Genomic DNA, 19,219 nt, shown 5'->3' with positions numbered 1-19,219 from the left:
GATCCGGGCGGGTCCCCTTTCGGCCCCTATCGCCCCGATACCGGGGGACTTTTGCTTGCTGAGTAACACCGCATGGGGGCGCACTGTCCTTCGCGCGATAACCGGCCTGCTCGGCAGGCGCAGTGTCATGGCGGCTCGCAGCGGTTCACGCGATCCGGTGCCCGTGCACATCAAACACCAAGGTCACCGGTCGCCGCGACACGCGCAGCAATCCCGAACCGCGATAAAATAGCTGGCCGCCGCAGCCCGGATGCGTCCGACCGACAGGGCGCGCGGTCTCGTCGGTCTCCTCCCCGCGCGGAAGCCGCAGCGGCGCGACCCGATCCGACCCGCACCTCAGGCACACCGGGCGGCGTTGCAGCTGCATGACCTGCCCGAGAGCCCTGAACCCCTTGTCTTGGGCCAGACGCCCGGCCTCGCCCTTTCCGTATCGGCGCAGCAATCGCCGCCAGAGCACCGCGCGCCTGCGCTTCGCTTGCGCAACGACGGCGCCGTACCCAGTCTGATCCGGCGAATCGTGAATGACGCAATGGTGAGCCTCAACGCTGATTTCAGTCGTCCCCCGACTGCGCCCGAGCGCCTGGCGTTAGGCAGGCTGTTCCAAGGCCTGTTCTCGCTCCGAACGGCAACTGATGGAGCAGCCGGACGACAACCGGTTTTTGCGGCGGCTCGTCAGGCTTGGCATTGAGGATCCGCTCTGGGGTATAGAGCCTCACGGGATTGATCCGGTGGATCAAGTCAGCAATGAACCGGGCGAAGCGCCGGGCCGCGGGCCCACTGTGTTCACAAGGAACCGCGACCGGCTGCTGACGACCGGGATGGCGCGCACGACGCCCCTGCCGCATCACAGGTCAGACCGGCAGTTCAAAGCGCATCAGCGCTACGTCGGCTTTGCTCTCTCCTAAGCCGAAGCGAAGGCCTCGCGCGCCTCCGGCTGGTCCCAGATCTTGTGGATCGCAGCCGCTCCAGCCTTGGTCAAGGCGGCGGCATCCGCGACGACGATGCTTGCACCATCGACCAGAATCCGACCGTCTACGATGACCGTATCGACATTCGCTCGGTTCGCCAGTGCGACGAGCGTGCGGGGCGGATCGTAATGCGGCTGAAGGTGAGGATGGGTCATGTCGATCAGCGTGAGATCGGCCTTCGCGCCCGGCCTGATCCGCCCGAGATCGGGCCGGTTCAGAGCAACAGAACCAGCCTCGGTGATCGCGCTCAGAAGTGCCGGCGCGGTGGCACTGCGCGCGTCGCCACGCGTCACTTTCGAGACGATGCCAGCTGCGTTGATCTCGCCCAGAAGATCCATGTTGTACCCATCGGTGCCCACCATGGTGCGCAGCCCCGCGGCCTCGAACCGTCCGAAGGAGGCAGTCTTGCCGGTACGGGCGAAGACCCGCGGGCAGTTCATCACCGTCACGTCCCGGGCCTTCATCATCGCAAGATCGTTGTCGCTACTGTAGACACAATGCGCGGCCAGAAGATCCGGCCCCAGCACACCCAGCCAGTCGAGGTATTCCGCTGGCGTGCGCCCGCCCCAGCGCTTGCTGATGGTCGCAACCTCACCTTCGCTTTGGGCGAGGTGCGTGGTGATCGGGACCCCCAGCTCGCGTGCGCGGGCCGTCGCCGCACGCAGCAGATCAGGATCGCAAGTATCGGTGGCATGCGGGCTCATGGCGAGGCTGATCCGGCCATTTTCCTGACCGTGCCATTGATCGTAAAGCGCGTTCCATGTGGCAAGGTCGGCCGCGTTGTCGCTGCCGTCACTCGATGCCGTGCTGTAGGAAACGCTCCCCTCGGTGCCCGCCTTTGGATCGGAGGCCGAGAAAAGGTAAGGTGCGCCCCAGAAGCGCAGGCCCAGTTCCGCGGCAGCGTCGAACATTTCGGGGAGATTGTTTCGGAACGGCTCCATGACAGAGGTCGCGCCGCCCAACAACAACTGTACAATCCCCATGCGCGCAATCGCCATGCGCTCATCCGGCGTCAGAATGTCCAGGCCGGTTTTCGATAGCGGCAGCAGCACCGTGTAGACGATGCTTTGATCATTGCGCTTGCTCACCCCGTCTTCGGCATGGCTGCGGGCAATGGCCTCGCTGAAACAATGATTGTGCAGGTTCATCAGCCCCGGCAGCACAAAGCGCCCGGGCCGGTCCATCACCATGTCGGCCTGAGATGGCCGGCTTTCCGAAACGGAGGCGATCCGATCACCTTCAAGGATCACCCAGCGATCGCGCAGCACCTCTTGCCCCGCGGCTGTGCTGGCCAGCACGTAGGAGCCGAAGACTGCGGTGGTCTTGCCGTCCATGTCCGGCAAAGCCGGGATCGGGGAAACTGTCATGATCAAGCCTTTCACAGCGGCGCACGGGGTGCGCCTGGGTCTTGCCGCGGTGAGACCTGCGGCAGAGGATAGACAGCGCCGACGCTAGGGTGCCGACGCAGGAGCGGACCAGAGCATCGCTCCGGCACCGTGAAAATCTTCAGGATGAGACGTCCAACCTTGCAAGCACAAGACGGCCCGCAGCGGCGACCGGGTCGATCACTGGCACCCCGAGATCGTCCTGAAGCCGCGCCGCGAGTTGCGCCATGCCCGCGCACCCGAGCACGATCGCCCCTGCTCCGCGATCACGCAATTCCTCGCCAAGCGCGAGCACGTGACGATAGACCTCGGGGTCCCGCCCTGAATCCGCCGCCGATACGTCGCGTAGCGGCAGTTCTGCCACCAGCCGATCTATGCAGCCAAGCGCCTCTATTCGCTTGAGATGGCGGGGAATGGCCCGCTCGGACAGCGCGATGATACCAAAACGGTCGGCCTGCGCGCAGGCCTCCAGCACGGCGGCTTCCTGCGCCCCGACCACGGGTTGGCTTACCCGTGTCCGCGCGAGATCCAGCCCGGGATCAGAGAAGCAGGCGATGATGAAGCCATCGGCCTGCGCGCCAGCGATGCGGACGGCCAGAGGTTCGGCAGCCTCGGCCACATGATCGTCGGTTCGGATCGTTTCGGGGCCGTCCTCCTGACGGACGACCTCGAACTGGGGCCCCAGTGGCGCCAGCGCCTCGGCGATGCCCTCGGTCACCGCGACCGACGAATTGGGATTGATCACAAGCACCCGCATCAGCGCAGCTCCGCGCCGAAGTTCTGAGAAGGATCAAATTCCTTGGCGGTAAAGCCAGGCTTTGCGCGCAGATCGACGGGCTGACGGGCGACAAAACGGCCTTGGCCGGCTTTTGCCATAAGCGCGCCGTGTTCGACGATCACCGCGCCGCGTGTCATGACGACCTCGGGCTTGCCGGTCAGCTCCATGCCCTCGAAAGGGGTGTAATCCATATTGTCGTGCTGGTCGGCAGCGGTGACAATGACGCGCGCCTCCGGGTTCCAGATTGCAATATCGGCATCCATGCCCGGCGCGATCCGGCCCTTGGTGTTGCAGCCAAAGGTCTTGGCGGCGTTGGTTGAAGACAGCGCCACGAATTGCTCCAGCGTGATGCGCCCCTTCACCACCCCTTCGGAAAACAACCAAGGCAGACGCGCGGCGATGCCGGGCATGCCATTGGCGATCTTGGGATAGGGAATATCAGACCCGTTCAGGAACTTGCCGGTTTCGTCATAGCGGTAGGGCGCGTGGTCGGAGCTGACGCTTTCGAAGGTCCCCTGCGCAACGTGGTGCCAAAGGGCGTCCTGCGTGGCGGCATCGCGCAGCGGCGGCGAGCAGATGTATTTCGCCCCCTCCATGCCCGGCCGGTCGAGATCGTCGCGGGTCAGCGCGAGGTACTGCGGGCAGGTCTCGGCAAAAAGTTTGGCCCCGTTGAATTTTTCCCGCCGCACGATCTCGGCGCCGCCCGCAGTCGAAACATGCACGATGAACAGCGGTGCATCGACCAGCTTGGCCAGCTGGATCGCGCGGTTGATCGCCTCTTCCTCGGCCAGCTCGGGGCGCGAGATGGCGTGATACCTGGGGGCGGTCAGCCCCTTGGCTGCCAACTGCCGGTTCATCCATTTGACCATGTCGTTATTCTCGGCATGCACCATTGTGATGGCACCGTGCGCGCGGGCCACGGCAAGGATGTCGAGCATGCCGCCATCGCCCAGATTCATCAGGTCGTAGGTCATGAAGACCTTGAACGAGGTGATGCCACGGGCAAAAGCGCGGGGCAGTTCATCCTCAAGCACTTTCGGCTGAGGGTCCGAGATAATCAGGTGGTAGGAATAATCGATCACGGAACTTGCAGCGCGGGCGTCGTAGGTGGCGATCACGTCGTCGACAGACTGACCGCGCTGCTGCGCCGCAAAGGGGATGAACGACGAGTTTCCGCCGAAAGCCGCCGAGATCGAGCCCGAGAGGTAATCGTCGGCGCTCATCACCCCCGAAGAGCTTTCCTGAGCGATATGGGCATGCGCCTCGATGCCGCCGGGCATGACGAGACGCCCGCCCGCGTCAATGCGGCGCTCGCCGCCCGAGAGGGTTTCGGCAACTGCGGCGATGCGCCCGTCCTTGATGCCGATGTCACCTTTGGCCGTATAGTCTGCGGTGGCGATCGTGCCGCCGTGGATCACCGTGTCAAATTGCATGTCCCTGCCCTTTCCTAGCCCGCAACCGTCCAGCGATCCCGGTTCAGCGCCGTGGGAAAGCGCGCGTCAAGCCCCAGCTCCGCGATCCGTTCGATGCTGGTCTCGAAGAGTGTCGATTGCACGGGGATCGCGTCTGGCGACAGCGCAACCGCACGCAGCGCTGCCTCGCGTCCCATGTATGCCCCATATAGCGCCCTCAGATCTTCGACCGCCTGGCCGTTGGAGGTGTCGATGCGAAGGTCGTAACTCGGGATGCCGTGATCGCCGGTGACCTGAAGCGCCGAAGAGCGCAAGCAACCCGCGACCTCGCCGCCTGCGGCCTGCCCTGCCTCGAGTGCGCGCAGCAGCTTTTCCGCCAAAGGCTGCTCTGGGTCTTCGAGGAAAGCGGCGGCCATGGCGGCCGTAACCCGCTCGTTATCCAGAATGTTCCCGAGAGCAAGGCAGTTCTTCCCGGCGGTATGCGTGTAAATCGAATACATGCGACGACCATGGAACACGGCGCTTTGCCCGCGCCTGTCGAGCGCCCCAAGTTGCCGCCATTCGATATCCGGGCTGCTTGCGGCAACCTGAGTGATGGTGTCGTCGGCGGACGCGCCCTCGCGCAACAGCGAGATGCCAAGATCGCCCAAGCGGCTGTCGGTACGGTGCTGTGACAAAAACGCGCCGCGGCCATGCGCAAGCCGGACGCAGCGGCTGCCAACGGCGAGGTCAGAGGTGGTGATGGCGGCGCCAAACGCCCCTGTACGGTCACAATGTCCGATGATCGAAAAGGTCATGTCATGCTCCTCTCAAGACGGGTGGGGTTTGGTGGCTGCGTAGGACCGGGCCACTGCGGCTGCCGTGACCAGCAGGGTCAGGATGACAAGGATCGTGGCCACGGCGGCGATCACCGGATCAACGGATTCCTGAATGCCCTCCCAGATCATCTTGGGCAATGTTTCGACACGGCGTACGGTGAGGAACAGCACCCCGACAATTTCGTCGAAGCTGACGATGAAGGCAAAGATTGCGCCGGTGATCATTCCCGGACGGATCGACGGAAGGATCACCGTACGGATCGCCAGGATGAGAGGCGCGCCGAGGTTGCGCGCCGCTTGCGGGATGCGCCGATCAAGATTGGTCAATGCGGCGAAAACAGAGATCGTCACATAGGGCAGCGCCAGCAGCGTGTGTGCGAGGATCACCCCGAAATGCGTGTCGATCAGCCCCAGTGTCACCCAGAACTTGTAGAACCCAAGCGACTGCACCACCGGCGGCACGAGGATCGGCACGATCATCACCCAGCGGGCGATTGTCGCCGCGCGGTCCGACAGGAACCAGCATCCGATGCAGAACGCGGTGCCGAGTGCCGTCGAGGCGGCCGCCACGATGATCCCGATCCAGATGCTCGTCCATGTGGCCTGCAACCATTCCGGCGAGTGCAGGAAGGTGTCAAAATGCTGAAGCGAAAGGTGCTCCTTGGGCAGGCCGATAAAGGCCGTGTCGGTAAGCGAGACCGGGATCACAACGAGGATCGGCAGCACGAGGAAGGCCAGGATCGCCCAGCTTCCCGTAGCAAAGAAAATGCGCAGAGGCGAACGGGGCATCAGTTACGCTCCAGGAAGGTCTTGCGCAGGTTCACGAAACGCCCCGCGACAAAAAGGATGATGGCGGTGGCGACGAGCAGAGCCACCGAAAGCGCGGCGCCAAGGCCCCAGTTGAGGAATTCCTGGATCTGGTAGGTGATGTATTCCGAGATCATCATCACGCGGCCCCCGCCCAGCAGCGCCGGGGTGATGTAGAAACCAAGCGACAGCACAAAGACCAGCAACCCACCGGAAAACACGCCGGGCAAGGTTTGCGGAAAATAGACGTCGCGAAAGGCCCGCCATTCGCTGGCGCCTAGTCCTCGCGCCGCTTTCATATAGCTGCCCGGGATACCGCGCATGTTGGTCAGCATCGGCAGCACGGCAAAGGGCAGCATCACATGCACCATGGCGATGAGCACACCGGTTTCATTGTGCATGAAACGGATGGGCGTGGTGATCAGCCCTGTATCCATCAGGGCGTCGTTCACCAGGCCAGAGCGCCCCAGCAGCACGATCCAGGCAAAGGACCGGATCAGCACCGACACCCAGAAGGGCAGCAGCACCAGCCCCAGCATCAGAGGCCTTGCCTTGGTTGCGAAATTCGAAATCGTGTAGGCCAATATATAGCCCAGCAGCAGGCAGACCACAGTGGTGATCGCGGCGATGCGGAAGGTCAGCATGAAGCTGACCCGTACCGCGTTTGAATCGAACATCTTGGTGTAGTTGCCAAGCCCTGTCGCGGGCTCGGTGACGGAGATGCCCCAAATGTTGAGCACCGGCCAGATGTAGAAGAAGATCATCACGGCCAGAGCTGGCAGAACCAGCATCCAGTAGCGGAGTTTTTCGTTCATTCGGGGCATCTTGGGCTCACGTCAACCGATCAGCGCGTCAATGTAGAGCTCTTCGGCAGAAACCTGGTTCTTGCCGTACCACTCGTCGTTGTAGATCACCTGCTTGGCCACGTTCTCGGGCGTATTGGGGTTCCACTCGGACAATTCTGCCGGAACCAGCGCTGCGGCTGCAGGGTTGATCGGGCCGTTGCCAATGGCAACGAACCACTCCGCCTGAAGCTGCGGATCCTGCACTGTGGCGATGAATTTCATCGCGGTTTCGGTGCCCGCCGGGTTGTTCTTCGGCACCACCCACATGCCCGGCTGAAGCAGCGCGCCGTCATATGTCATCTTGAAAGTGCCCGGCTCCATCTGTTCCCTTAGCAGGAAGCCGCGGGTCGAGTAGATGTTGCCCATTGCAACTTCGCCCTGAAGGAACAGGTTCTGGCTGTCCGAGCCCGACCCCCAGACGATGATGTTGTCGCGCAGCTCGCGGAACTTGGCGATGGCGGCCTTGATGCCGTCGTCGTCGAGAAATTCGTAAACGTCTTCCTTGGCGATGCCCATCGCCTGCGCCGCAGCTTCAAGCTGGCCGCGCACGGACTTGCGGAAGGTCCGCATGCCGGGGAAGTCCTTGACGTTCCACACGTCCGCCCAGCTCTGCGGCGCACCGCCCGGCAGCATGGTCGGGTTATAGGCCATGGCGTAGGAAAAGAGGTAGTTGCCCACGGCAAAGGGCAACGCGGTGCCCTCAAGGACCTTGCTCTTGTCGACGATGGAATAGTCGATGTCCTGAATCACCCCGGCGCCGTTCATGACGATCGCCGAGCCTGCTCCGCTGTCGCAGACATCCCAGACCACCGCGCCGCTTTCGACCATGGCGCGAACTTTGCCCGCGCTCGGGCCGGCCCCGTCGACGCGGACAGGAATGCCGGTCTCTTCTTCGAAGGCCTTGCCAAGCAGGTCGCGCAAGATGTCCGAGGCTTGGCCACCCCAGTTGCACACGACCACCTCGGTTGCCTGTGCCAGCGCCCGGTTGCCAAGCAGCGGCACGAGGCCAAGCGCGCCCATGGCGCTGAGAAAACCGCGGCGCGACAGCGTGCCAGCCTTGTATTTCTCTGCTGCAATCTCGGCGAGATCGGATTGAAAATGGTGATCTGAAGTATCCAAGAGAAGTCTCCTTGTTGGGTGGGTCACCCTGATCATGGGCACCCTTCTTGCGTTGGCCGCCCAACGCGCAAGTTGCGCGGCCCTCGAAACTCGCCAAACTGGGTCCGGCGTCGATCAGGCGTCGATCAGCGCCACACAGGCTTTGGCATCCCAGCCAAAGCTCACGTCCATCCGCGGCTCTGGGCGCACACCCGAATGCCACGTGGGCTGCGAGACCAGCACTTCGCCCAGCACATCATGGTCCACCAAAACCTGGCAGCGCTCGCCGAGGTAGCTGATCTGCTTGACCCGGCCTGTGAACGGCTCGTCACCGGGAAGACCCAGACGGATGCGTTCAGGTCGAAGCGCGAGGCAGCCTTTGCCGGTCTCGGCCACACCCGTACCGGCATGCACTGCGAAACGGTGGCCTGCGGCTTCGGCGATCAGGTGATCGCCGTCGCGGCCCGTCATCCGGGCTTCGATGCAATTGGATTTGCCAAGGAAGTTCGCAACAAACCGGGTGCGCGGCCAATCGTATAGCTCATTTGGCGCGCCCTCTTGCTGAATAGCCCCATCCTTGAGGATGACGATCCGGTCCGACATCGACAGCGCTTCGTCCTGATCATGCGTCACGTAGATGAACGTCACGCCAAGGCGCTCGTGCAGCGCTTTCAACTCCCACTGCAAATCGGCCCGCAGCTGCTTGTCCAGCGCCGAAAGCGGCTCGTCGAGCAGCAGCACGTCTGGCTTGAAGGACAGCGCCCGCGCCAGTGCGATGCGCTGTTGCTGGCCGCCCGACAGTTGTTGCGGCATGCGGTCGGCGAACTGTCCCATCTGCACCAGATCAAGGCACTCCGCGACCCGCTCGCGGATCGCGGCCTTGCTCCACTTGCGCACCCGCAAAGGGTAGCCGACATTTTCGGCTACGCTCATGGTCGGGAAAAGCGCGTAGCCTTGGAACACCATGGCCAAGCCCCGTTTCTCTGGCGGCAGTCGGGTGATGTCATCGCCCTTGGCATGCACGACGCCGCTATCAAGCGCAGTGAATCCGGCGATGGCCGAAAGCAACGTGGACTTGCCCGACCCTGAAGGCCCGAGAAGGGTAAGGAACTCACCCTCCCGAATGTCGAGATTCACGGCATCAAGTGCGCGGAAGTCGCCGTAGGTCTTGATGGCCTGGCGCACGGAGAGAATGGGTTCGGACATTTTACAGCCTCCTGAACGTCAGTGCAAAGCTGTGAGCTCCGCTGTTGCCTTTAACAGAACAGCCCCCGCCGTCATGGTGAAATAAAAAATACCGGCTCAGGAATAATCTGTAGTTATTCCCCATGCGGCCATGGCCTCGGGATCGTTTAGCGCGTCGTGGACGAATTTCTGGAACTGCATGGCCACATGGGAGGTCGGAAAGAGGTTCGAGGTGACACCGTGCAGGCTCACCGACATCGTTGGCTCGATCTCGCGTACGGCAATGCTGGGCCGAGCCACCCCCAGCAGCGCAAAGTTGTCGACCAGCGCAACCCCGGCCCCCGCGGCGACCATCTCAAGCGCCGTCGAGGTGTGACGCACTTCGCAAAAGTAGCGCCGCTCCATACCGTGCCTGCGGTAAACTTCATCGACCATCTGCCCCAACGGCGTGCCAGAACTATACGAGATATGCCGCACGTGGTTCAGATCGAGCACGTTTATACGCCGCGACGAGGCCAGATCATGCCCCTCTGGCATCGCGCAGACCATGTTGCCCGCAGCCATCGAGCGTACGTTCAACGCCGTGTGGCGGGGCAAAGTGATCGAGAATCCAAGGTCGGCCCTGCCGCTGACAAGCTGCTGAATGATCTCGTCGACGCTGCCGAGTTCGATCGACAGCTGCACCCGCGGTCGCGTGCGGGTGAACTCGGTGATCAGTCGTGGCAACAGCACGTAGCCGATCGAGGGCGTTGCGATCACGCTGAGCTGTCCGACAGTCCCGCCGCGCAATTGGTTGATGATGCGGTCAACGCGCTTTTGCTGTGAAAACAGGTGCTGCGCCTCTTGGGCGATGTGGAGTGCTTCGGGAGTCGGTGTCAGCCGCCCCTTTTCGCGTTTGAACAAGGGGAACCCCACAAGGTCTTCGATATGTCTGATCATATTCGAAACCGCCGGCTGACTTACCGACAGCACTTCGGCAGCGCCGGACGTGGTGCCGAGGTCGATCACCGCGCACAGCACTTCGAGTTGTCGCAATCGGATCATAGCGAATAACCTTAGATTATTTCTCTACTAGGCTTTTTTATTTCCAGATGAAATTTGTCTTGTCTACCCTCCTCCCAAGATTTCGAAGGAGCAGGTAATGAGCCGTAAAACCGTATTCGCCGTGGCCCAGATGGGCCCGGTCCATCTCAGCGACACAAAAGAAGCCACCGTTGCACGCCTGATCGAAATGCTGCGCGAAGCGCGGGGCCGCGGAGCGCGCTGGGTGACCTTTCCCGAATTGGCCCTGACCACGTTTTTCCCGCGCTACGTCTACGATGACCCCGCCGAATACGACCGATTTTACGAAGAAGGCTTCCCATCGCCCGCCATGGCGCCCCTCTTTGACGAAGCCAGGAAGCTTGGCGTCGGCTTTTACCTTGGCTACGCCGAGAAGGTGACCGAGGGCGGCACGGTGCATCGGTTCAACACCTCGGTTCTGGTCTCGCCCGAGGGCGAGCTGCTTGGCAAGTACCGCAAGATCCACCTGCCCGGCACCAAGGATCCGATTGGAGACCCGGAATTCGAACACCTTGAAAAGCGGTATTTCGAGGTCGGCGACCTCGGGTTCCCGGTGTTCAAGTCCGATGTCGGCCGCATCGGCATGTGCATCTGCAACGACCGCCGCTGGCCGGAGACCTTCCGCGTCATGGCCCTGCGCGGTGCCGAGGTCTTCATGCTTGGGTACAACACCCCGACCCGCAACATCCACCACAATGAACCGGTGCACCTGCGCGAGCATCATCATCGCCTCAGCCTTGAATCCGCCGCCTACCAGAACGGTGCCTGGCTGATGGCAGCAGGCAAATGCGGATCGGAAGATGGCTTCACTATGATCGGGGGCTCCGCTATTATTGCCCCCACCGGCGAAACTGTCACCCGCGCGGTCACCGAAGAGGACGAGGTGATCTCGTACAACTGCGATCTGGAACTTGGGGACTACATCCGCCGCTCGGTGTTCAACTTCGCGAAACACCGCCGGATCGAGCATTACGGGCTGATCACGTCACAGACCGGCGTGGAGATCGAAGAATGACCTATTCGCTCGCTGGACGTTGCCCCGATACTGGCCGCATCGGCTTTGCCGTCACCACGTCATCGGTTGCCGTCGGCGCGCGCTGCGGGGCCGTGCTGCCCGGCTGCGTGGTTTTCTCGCAGGCCCGCACCGATCCGCGACTGCACCGCGTCGGCTTGCGCGCTTTCGAGCAGGGCTCTGACGCGGCTGGCGTGCTGGAGGCAATGCGCAGCGCCGCCCATGCCCCGCATTGGCGCCAGCTTGGCGTGCTGACCATGCAAGGCGACGGGGTCCACCACACTGGGGACTCCTGCCTCGACCATACCGGCGGCCTCGTCGGAACCGATTGCCTTGCCATAGGCAATTTTCTTGGCAGCGCCGAGGTCCTGCCAGAGATGGTTCGCGGCTTCGAAGCGGCATCAGGGCCCCTTGAACTGCGGCTTCTGGCCGGGATGCTGGCGGGCGAAGCGGCGGGCAGCGAGCGTGATCCGCTGCAATCCGCATCCCTGGTCGTCATGGGCGCGGACGAGCTGAAGGATACCGACCTGCGCGTCGACGACTCCAAAACGCCCCTGCAAGATATGGCAGCGCTCTACGCGGGCTGGGCGCCCAAGGCCGAGGCCTACAGGCTGCGCGCGATTGATCCGGACAGTGCGCCCGACTCGTCCGTTGTCGAGGGAAACAGACCGGCCTGAATTTGCGGCGCCCCCCTCGGTTTTCTCTCACATGAATACGAAGGGAGCGAAAAGCTCCCCGTAACGCGCGCGCAGCGTGGGATCCTCTGCGCGCGCCAGATCCTGCGATCCCGAAACCAACAGTGGAGATTCCCGATGACTTTCAAAATTACAACTCTGGCTTCGTCCTTGGTGCTTGGTCTCGCCGCCAGCGCTGCCTTTGCCGAAACCGCGGCCGAAATGGTCCCCGCGGATATCAGGGAAAAAGGCTACCTCTCGGTCGGCATCGAAAGCACCTATCCTCCGATGGCCTTCCGCAACCCCGAGACCAACGAGCGCGCCGGCATCAACGTGTTGTTGGTAGACGCGCTTGGCGAGGTGCTTGATCTTGAAATCCGTTACGAAGACATGGGCTTCGAGCAGCTGATGACCTCGGTCGCCAGCGGTCGTATCGACATGATCGGCACCGCAATTTCGGACCTGCCGAGCCGCCGCGAAACCATGTCCTTTGTCGATTACCTGTCGACCGGCGCACAACCGTTTGGCCTTGCCGACACCGCCGCCGAATTGACCGAAAACGCCGATCTCTGCGGCCACGCGGTCGGGGCACCGCGGACCACTAGCTATCTGCCCTCGCTCGAAGCATGGAACGAGGAGCACTGCGTTGGCGCAGGGCTCGACGCGATGAACGTTCTGGGCACAGGCGGAGCAACCGACACCCGCCTTTCGCTGATGCAGGGACGTCTCGATGCGGGCATCCTCGGGCAGGAATACGTCGCCTACCTTATGGCGCAGGAGCCGGGCACTTTCGACAGCATCGGCGAACCGATCACGCGCACGCTTTTTGGCTTCGCCTTCGGCACCGAATACCTCGAACTGCGTGATGCGGTGGCGCAGGGCGTGACCGAGATCATCGAGAACGGCGCCTATGGGGCCGCGCTGGAAGCCTTTGGCATGGAAGCGCAGGCGCTGACCGAAGTTTCGATCGATCAGGGCACCTGATCCATGACGGCCCAGATCCTTGATGCGACCAAGATGCAGGCCGTGGTTTGGGGCAAGGCAGCAGGCGGGGCACCTTTCGCTTTGCGCGCGCAGCCCATCCCCCAACCCGGACCGGGAGAGGTGCGCCTACGCGTGGCGGCGGCGGCCCTCAACTATTCGGACCTGCTGCTGGCGCGCGGGCGTTACGCGCTTGCCAGCCCGGTCGCCGGGATCGAAGCCGCTGGTGAAATCGACGCACTGGGCCCCGATGTCACCGGCTGGAAGGTCGGTGACAGGGTCTGTGCGCTAAGTGATGGCGGGGCGCAGGCCGATTGGCTCTGCGCTCGCGCCGACCACCTGTTGCCTTGGCCTGAAAGGCTGGATGCGGCAGAAGCTGCCTGCCTTCCGGAAGCGATGGCCACGATCTGGTCCAATCTCGTCGATCTCGGAGGCATGGCGCGCGGCCAGACCTTGCTTGTTCATGGCGCTTCGGGCGGCATGGGCAGCTTTGCGGTCGAGACTGGCCACGCGATGGGCCTGACCGTGATTGCCTGCGCCAGCGCCTCGAAAACGGAATTTGTCCGCAGCCTTGGCGCCGACCATGTGATCGACGGACGCGACGCCGAAGCCTGCGCCGCGAAGGTTCTCGCCCTGACAGGCGGGCAAGGCGCCGACCTTATCCTTGACGTCATGGGAGGCTCGCACCTGACCGCCAACGTCACCGCAGCGGCAATGGACGGGCGGATCGCGCTCATCGGCCTTATGGGCGGCCCCGAGGCACAGGCACCGCTCGGCCGGATGATGGCCAAGAGGCTGACGCTGTTCACCACTTCGCTGCGCGATCGCCCGGTTTCGGCCAAGGCCCGGATCATCAGCGGTGCCCGGCAGGACCTGTTGCCGCTGGTCGAGACGGGCGCGCTCACACCGCGTATCGCACGGCGCTTTCCCCTTGCAGAGGTTGCACAGGCGCACCGCTTCATGGAAAGCCGAGGCCACCTCGGAAAGATCGTCCTCGAAACACAGACACATTCCGACAGGACCCCAGACACATGACCTTGCCCCCCAACCCCTATGCCGATCTGCCGGTCATCCACCGTCGCTACCACGGTCGCTACCTGTCGGCGGCGCTGATCCTTTTGGCGCTCGGCGGCATCGCCTACGGCTTTGCCGTCGGCAAGATCGAGTGGAGCTACGTCGGCCGCTTTCTCACCGTACCCGCCATCATGAGCGGCCTCGTGAATACCGTGATCATGTCGATCCTCGCAATGCTGATCGGCATCGCTCTGGGCGTGATCTTTGCGATCATGCGCCTGTCGAGCAACCCTGTGCTCAGCTGGTCCTCGCGCGGCTACGTCTGGTTCTTCCGCGCCGTGCCAGTGCTGCTGCAACTGCTGATCTGGTTCAACCTCGCGCTTATCTTCCCAAGCATCGCCATTCCCGGCGTCTTTTCAATATCGACCGTTGATCTGATGACTCCCTTCGTCGCCACCTTGCTCGGTCTTGGCATCCAGCAAGGGGCCTATACCTCCGAAGTGGTGCGCGCCGGTCTGATGTCAGTGGATCGCGGCCAGTATGAAGCTGCGCAGTCCATCGGGATGCCGCAGTTGCAATGCCTGCGCCGCATCGTCATCCCGCAGGCCATGCGTGTGATCGTGCCGCCGATCGGCAACGAATGGATCGGCATGGTCAAGCTGACCTCGCTGGCTTCGGTCATCCAGTATTCCGAGATCCTGCACTCTGCACAGAATATCTATTACGCCAATGCGCGGGTGATCGAGCTGCTGATCGTGGCCTCGATCTGGTACCTGCTCATCGTCACCATCATGAGCATCCTGCAAAGCCGCATCGAAAAATTCTACGCCAAAGGCGTCCGCCAGCACGGGAGCAGGACATGACCGCCAACCCAATCGTCGCCTCTTACGGGCTCGAAAAATATTTCGGCACCTTTCATGCGCTCAAAGGTATCGATCTTGCGGTGCAGAAAGGCGAGGTTCTCTGCATCATCGGCCCCTCGGGTTCTGGCAAGAGCACCTTTCTGCGCTGCATCAACCAGCTTGAAACAGTCAGCGGTGGACAGCTGGTGGTGGCCGGTGATCTTGTCGGGTATCGCCGCGACGGTGACCGCCTGCGCGAGCTCACTGACCGCGAAATCGCCCGGCAAAGGCTGAAAACGGCCATGGTCTTCCAGCGTTTCAACCTCTTTCCGCACAAGACCGCGCTGGAGAACGTCACCGAGGGCCCGATCCAGGTGCTGCGCCATTCCCGAGCCAAAGCTCGTACAAAAGCTGAGGATCTTCTGACCAAGGTCGGGCTTGGGCAGAAGTTGCATGCCTATCCCTCCGAGCTTTCGGGTGGCCAGCAACAACGTGTCGCCATCGCACGCGCGCTGGCGATGGAGCCCGAGGTGCTGCTTTTTGACGAGCCCACGTCGGCGCTTGACCCCGAACTGGTAGGCGAGGTGCTGAACGTGATGCGCAGCCTCGCCGAGACCGGCATCACCATGATCATCGTGACACACGAACTTGGGTTTGCACGAGACGTGGCGCATCGGGTCCTGTTCATGGATCATGGTGAAGTGGTGGAAACCGGCACGCCCGAACAGGTGCTCAGCTCACCCACGGAACCGCGGACCCGTGCCTTCATCTCGGCAGTGCGATCACACGGCTAACCGAAGGATGCTGCTAGATGACCGCGATGGCAGATTGCTTCGTTTTCCCTGATCCACAAGGCGCAACGATGCCCCGGAAAATCCATCCCATACTTAACTCTCATTCTTAGGAGCCCAGCATGAATATCACACGTATCGAACCCGGCGCACGTATGAGCCAGGCTGTCGTGCACAACGGCACGATTTATCTTGCGGGTCAGGTCGGCGAAGGCGCTGATGTGACCGAACAGAGCAAGGCTGCCCTCCTTGAGGCAGAGCGCCTCCTTGCCGTTGCCGGCTCGGACAAATCGCATATTCTCTCGGCCACCATCTGGCTTTCCGACATGTCTCTGTTTGCCGAAATGAACGCAGTCTGGGACGCATGGGTAGACCCGGCCAATCCCCCTGCTCGCGCCTGCGGTGAGGCCAAGCTTGCAACACCTGACTATCTGGTGGAATTTATGATTGTTGCAGCCGTCTCCTGATCGGACCCACGGCGGCGAGCAAAGCAACAGCGCCCCCCTCCCATTTTTTCCCGAACGGACAGTTGCCAGCGTTGTAGCCAGGCTCAGCACCCAACCCATTGCTGTGCGGGGGCCGGGTGCTGATCGATTAAGTCAGCTCCATGGTTCGAAACGGTACGCCGGCTGCGATCCGGTAGCGTCCGAGGACGTTCTTTAATTTCATCGGCGCTGCCGGTGTCGGGCGGGGTGGCCATCGAGGTGTATGCTCTAGGCGGTATATCGCGGCGTCAACCGGCCCCAAACGCGGACCATGCGGCGCATGGCCTTGCCGGCCGGTGGTTGACCAAAACGACAATAGGCCTGTCCGGACCTCTGGCCATGCCCGACAGGGCGATTTGCTTCGCAGCTTCGCCTAGGAAGTCCTGCAACTGATGAAGTCGACGGCTTGCTTGGTGCTGGATGGCATGAACGGGCTGATCGGCGTACAACGTGGCGCAATCGCCAGCGCGACAGGGCGCTGGACACCCGTCTCCGCGGAACCTGCGGCTGCCCAAGCTACCGCAGGGCAGCGATTTTCCGGGCGTCCTCGCGGTGCGCAAGACGTCCGGGCAGGCGTTGGGTGCCGTCATTCAGGAAGCCCAGATCAGCGACGCCTCGACACGGCCCAGTGCAGGCCATGGGGCTGGGCGGCCTTTCGAAAGGCAGGGTCTCGAAGCGTTGCAAAGACATCGGTGAACGGGTTTGCGCGTTCCGGAACCGACCGCTCGCTGGCGAATGCCCCGATGCTTGGCTGGATGAGACTTGTCTTAGTCAACGGCCGGGCGGGTGCCTCGTCTCGGTCGCGGCCACGATCGCCCTGGCCTCCAACACCGAAAGCCGCAGGGAAATCATCCGCCAGGGGCTGAGGTCGCCCGCGGCCGAGACCGTCTGGACGGAGTTCCTGCGCGCACTGAAGGCCCGCAGCCTCGGCGGGGTAAAGCCGGTGGTCAGAGACCTGTCGCGGTGGTCATTGCGCCACGTCGCACGGGTCATCGAGGCAAGATGGCAGCGGCGGCGCGTTCCCTGGGTGCGCAACGCCTTGGCGCATGTCTCGAAGGGCAAGCACAGGGTCGTTGCCGCCTCGATCGGCCAGGCCTCCGGGCGACCGGACCGCATATGCTGTCGAAACAGGGCGCCGGGTGGCCCAAGCGCGCCAATCTCATGGACGACACTGATCCTGACCTGCTAGCCAGACCTTTCCCCGCCCCCGCTGGCTCAGGCCGCACAGCACGACCCCGATTGACCACCCCCTCTCATGAGGGGCAGGGCAAACCGCGTCCAGCGTCCTTGCCAGGCAACGAAACAAGAAGGCCAAACACCACGTCGGCAGCGTCGGGTTCGGCGGGCAAACAGCGCCCCAGATTGCTTGCTGATCCGCCCCGCGCCCCAACGAGGCCTCGAGCCTGCGGGTGATCGGGGCAGGCCGGTTCGAGCAAACCGACGACCGGCAGACCTAAAGCCGCGACCGGGATGCTCGAGGCCTTCGCCCAGATCGACAAGGAGGAAATCGGCCCGCGCCTCAACATAACCATGAAAGCCGCCTGATCATCACCCCAGGCCATCTGGAAGTTTACACCAGCTTGACGGACGTGATCCGATCCAGCCGGTCTGCAACCGATGCGCGTCGATGCCCCACCGCGCCACGAGCGCAATCAATACGGCGCCAATTGCTCCACAAGCCTGTTATCTCGCGCCCCATAAGCCATTCCAAAAACTGGTTTGATCTGTAACGGTATCGCCATTGAGGGATCCCCAAGCACAAGGCCATTGTTGCGCGCTGACCTGTCACAGCCGACCTTGCTACCCTAAAGAAATCCGTCCTCGACCCCTTGCTCGATTGAATGAAGCGCGACCGGAAGCTCGGCCTCCTGCCGTTCCTCATCCATCAGAAGAAGGCAGAGCTTGATGAAGCTGCGCCCGTTTTCCAGATCGTCGAAGAAAACCCGACCGGGTTCGTTGACCAGTTTTCGGCGCCGCAGCCGGGCGGCGAACTCGATGGTATCAAGCCCTCCCGGCGCGCGGATCCACAGGTTTCGCCGTCCGAGGACGGCGGCATGTCCCACCTTGCAAGGAACCTAGAGACAAGCCGGTTACAACTTTGCCAGCGCCGTTTCGCGATGCGCCGAAGGCTGCGGATCTGCCTTTCGTAGCCACCCCTCGAGATGAAATGCGCCAGCGCGCGCTGTTCGTGCCCCGACAGGTTTCGGATCTGGCAGCGGCGGCAGTCGCGAATGGCAGCGATGACATCGGCATGGGCCGCAACAACGGCGTCCCGGCAGATCGCCCCGAGATCCTTGGAAAAGCGCCTGACATAGATGACATTGTCCACCCCATTTGCCGCACTCGGCGCCGAAGACTGCCCGATGAAGCGCAACTGGGAATCGTAGTCGTTTTCGATGATGACCTTGCCGGTGGCGGCGGCCATCTGGTGCAGCCGGATCTTTCCCGGGGTCGACATGCTAACGTTTCCGAGCAGTTGGTGGCTTGGAGTCGTGTAGAGGAGGTCCGCCGCTTGCGGTATCGCATCCAGCACCAGCCCGTCCTTGTCGAACGGCACCGGGAACAGGCGGGTGCCCGAGCGCGGAATACCGTGCCGCGCATCCGGATCGCCGGGGTCTTCGAAGGCGACTTGCGTGCTGGGCCGCATCCTCACCTGAGCAATCATGTGCAAGGCGTGCTGGGTGCGCGCGGTCAGCAGGATATTCTCTGGCCCGGCGAAGATGCTGCGCGTCGGCAGCAGCTCCTTCAGGATCATCTCGATCAGGAAAGGATCGTCCGCGCCGGAATTGTCATAGACGCTGCAGGCACGGCGGGGCCCTTCGAAGGCATCGCGCGCCGCCCGCATTCGGGACGAGACGGGAAAGCTCTCGCGCGGCAGCGACGCGGTGATGAACGAATAGCTGACGGTGGCATCATTGGCAGAGCGCTTCACCTCGGACGGGTTTCTAGGCGTGTCGATCGCGAAGAAATCATGTTGCCATCGCACGGGTGACGTCCCCAGACGTGGTGTAGCTTACGGTGGCCATCGGGTTTCCCGGTAGGGTCGGGTTGCGAGAACCAAC

General features: G+C 62.7%; 17 protein-coding genes and 2 pseudogenes. 9 read left to right on the top strand and 10 right to left on the bottom strand.

What is annotated here, in order from left to right; genetic code table 11:
- Positions 1 to 505: 505 nt before the first annotated feature.
- Positions 506 to 827 (top strand): annotated as a pseudogene (locus Q4543_RS21475) (hypothetical protein); the annotation flags it as partial.
- 74 nt (positions 828 to 901) lie between these two features.
- Here the strand turns inward: Q4543_RS21475 and Q4543_RS21470 are convergent.
- The 9 genes from Q4543_RS21470 to Q4543_RS21430 all read right to left on the bottom strand — a co-directional run bounded on the left by Q4543_RS21470 (position 902) and on the right by Q4543_RS21430 (position 10,340).
- Complete coding sequence (locus tag Q4543_RS21470; protein ID WP_303441709.1) at positions 902 to 2,335, bottom strand: amidohydrolase family protein; 1,434 nt, start codon at positions 2,333 to 2,335, stop codon at positions 902 to 904.
- 139 nt (positions 2,336 to 2,474) lie between these two features.
- The gene (locus Q4543_RS21465) at positions 2,475 to 3,110 is read right to left on the bottom strand and encodes an aspartate/glutamate racemase family protein (protein WP_303441707.1); all 636 of its coding nucleotides are present in this window, start codon (positions 3,108 to 3,110) and stop codon (positions 2,475 to 2,477) included.
- Positions 3,110 to 4,564 carry a dihydropyrimidinase gene (gene hydA / locus Q4543_RS21460; protein ID WP_303441705.1) on the bottom strand — a complete coding sequence of 485 codons (1,455 nt, stop codon included), beginning with the start codon at positions 4,562 to 4,564 and terminating at the stop codon, positions 3,110 to 3,112. Before hydA ends, Q4543_RS21465 begins: the two co-directional genes overlap by 1 nt.
- Positions 4,565 to 4,578: 14 nt before the next feature.
- Positions 4,579 to 5,340 (bottom strand): DUF1028 domain-containing protein, encoded by a 762-nt coding sequence (locus Q4543_RS21455; RefSeq protein ID WP_303441703.1) that lies wholly within the window; start codon positions 5,338 to 5,340, stop codon positions 4,579 to 4,581.
- Positions 5,341 to 5,352: 12 nt separating this feature from the next.
- Entirely contained in the window at positions 5,353 to 6,150 is a 798-nt protein-coding gene (locus Q4543_RS21450) for an ABC transporter permease (RefSeq protein ID WP_216003272.1), read from the bottom strand.
- The gene (locus tag Q4543_RS21445) at positions 6,150 to 6,983 is read right to left on the bottom strand and encodes an ABC transporter permease (protein WP_303441700.1); all 834 of its coding nucleotides are present in this window, start codon (positions 6,981 to 6,983) and stop codon (positions 6,150 to 6,152) included. The genes Q4543_RS21450 and Q4543_RS21445 overlap by 1 nt, the downstream gene beginning before the upstream one ends.
- Before the next feature lie 21 nt (positions 6,984 to 7,004).
- On the bottom strand, positions 7,005 to 8,132 hold the full coding sequence (locus Q4543_RS21440) for an ABC transporter substrate-binding protein (RefSeq protein ID WP_303441698.1): 1,128 nt from the start codon (positions 8,130 to 8,132) through the stop codon (positions 7,005 to 7,007).
- A gap of 114 nt (positions 8,133 to 8,246) precedes the next feature.
- Entirely contained in the window at positions 8,247 to 9,317 is a 1,071-nt protein-coding gene (locus Q4543_RS21435) for an ABC transporter ATP-binding protein (RefSeq protein ID WP_303441696.1), read from the bottom strand.
- A gap of 96 nt (positions 9,318 to 9,413) precedes the next feature.
- Positions 9,414 to 10,340 (bottom strand): LysR family transcriptional regulator, encoded by a 927-nt coding sequence (locus Q4543_RS21430; RefSeq protein WP_303441693.1) that lies wholly within the window; start codon positions 10,338 to 10,340, stop codon positions 9,414 to 9,416.
- Between the two features lie 97 nt (positions 10,341 to 10,437).
- On the opposite strand from Q4543_RS21430, the gene Q4543_RS21425 reads away from it, so the two are divergent.
- The 8 genes and pseudogenes from Q4543_RS21425 to Q4543_RS24660 form a co-directional block, all read left to right on the top strand.
- Positions 10,438 to 11,373, top strand: a complete 936-nt coding sequence (locus Q4543_RS21425) for an N-carbamoyl-D-amino-acid hydrolase (protein ID WP_303441690.1) — start codon at positions 10,438 to 10,440, stop codon at positions 11,371 to 11,373.
- Positions 11,370 to 12,047, top strand: a complete 678-nt coding sequence (locus Q4543_RS21420) for a DUF1028 domain-containing protein (protein WP_216003278.1) — start codon at positions 11,370 to 11,372, stop codon at positions 12,045 to 12,047. Before Q4543_RS21425 ends, Q4543_RS21420 begins: the two co-directional genes overlap by 4 nt.
- A 135-nt stretch (positions 12,048 to 12,182) precedes the next feature.
- On the top strand, positions 12,183 to 13,028 hold the full coding sequence (locus Q4543_RS21415) for a transporter substrate-binding domain-containing protein (protein ID WP_303441688.1): 846 nt from the start codon (positions 12,183 to 12,185) through the stop codon (positions 13,026 to 13,028).
- 3 nt (positions 13,029 to 13,031) lie between these two features.
- Positions 13,032 to 14,060, top strand: a complete 1,029-nt coding sequence (locus Q4543_RS21410) for an NAD(P)H-quinone oxidoreductase (protein WP_303441686.1) — start codon at positions 13,032 to 13,034, stop codon at positions 14,058 to 14,060.
- Complete coding sequence (locus Q4543_RS21405) at positions 14,057 to 14,902, top strand: amino acid ABC transporter permease (protein ID WP_303441684.1); 846 nt, start codon at positions 14,057 to 14,059, stop codon at positions 14,900 to 14,902. The genes Q4543_RS21410 and Q4543_RS21405 overlap by 4 nt, the downstream gene beginning before the upstream one ends.
- Entirely contained in the window at positions 14,899 to 15,675 is a 777-nt protein-coding gene (locus tag Q4543_RS21400; RefSeq protein ID WP_303441683.1) for an amino acid ABC transporter ATP-binding protein, read from the top strand. The genes Q4543_RS21405 and Q4543_RS21400 overlap by 4 nt, the downstream gene beginning before the upstream one ends.
- A gap of 119 nt (positions 15,676 to 15,794) precedes the next feature.
- The gene (locus Q4543_RS21395) at positions 15,795 to 16,139 is read left to right on the top strand and encodes a RidA family protein (RefSeq protein WP_216003283.1); all 345 of its coding nucleotides are present in this window, start codon (positions 15,795 to 15,797) and stop codon (positions 16,137 to 16,139) included.
- A 421-nt stretch (positions 16,140 to 16,560) separates the two neighbouring features.
- Positions 16,561 to 17,346: pseudogene (locus tag Q4543_RS24660) on the top strand (transposase); the annotation flags it as partial.
- A 696-nt stretch (positions 17,347 to 18,042) separates the two neighbouring features.
- Here the strand turns inward: Q4543_RS24660 and Q4543_RS21390 are convergent.
- Complete coding sequence (locus Q4543_RS21390) at positions 18,043 to 19,143, bottom strand: PLP-dependent aminotransferase family protein (protein WP_303441680.1); 1,101 nt, start codon at positions 19,141 to 19,143, stop codon at positions 18,043 to 18,045.
- Positions 19,144 to 19,219 lie beyond the last annotated feature (76 nt).

Source organism: Salipiger sp. 1_MG-2023 (assembly GCF_030547555.1).
Lineage (GTDB): Bacteria > Pseudomonadota > Alphaproteobacteria > Rhodobacterales > Rhodobacteraceae > Salipiger.
This window is presented reverse-complemented; position numbering and strand designations above follow the sequence as displayed.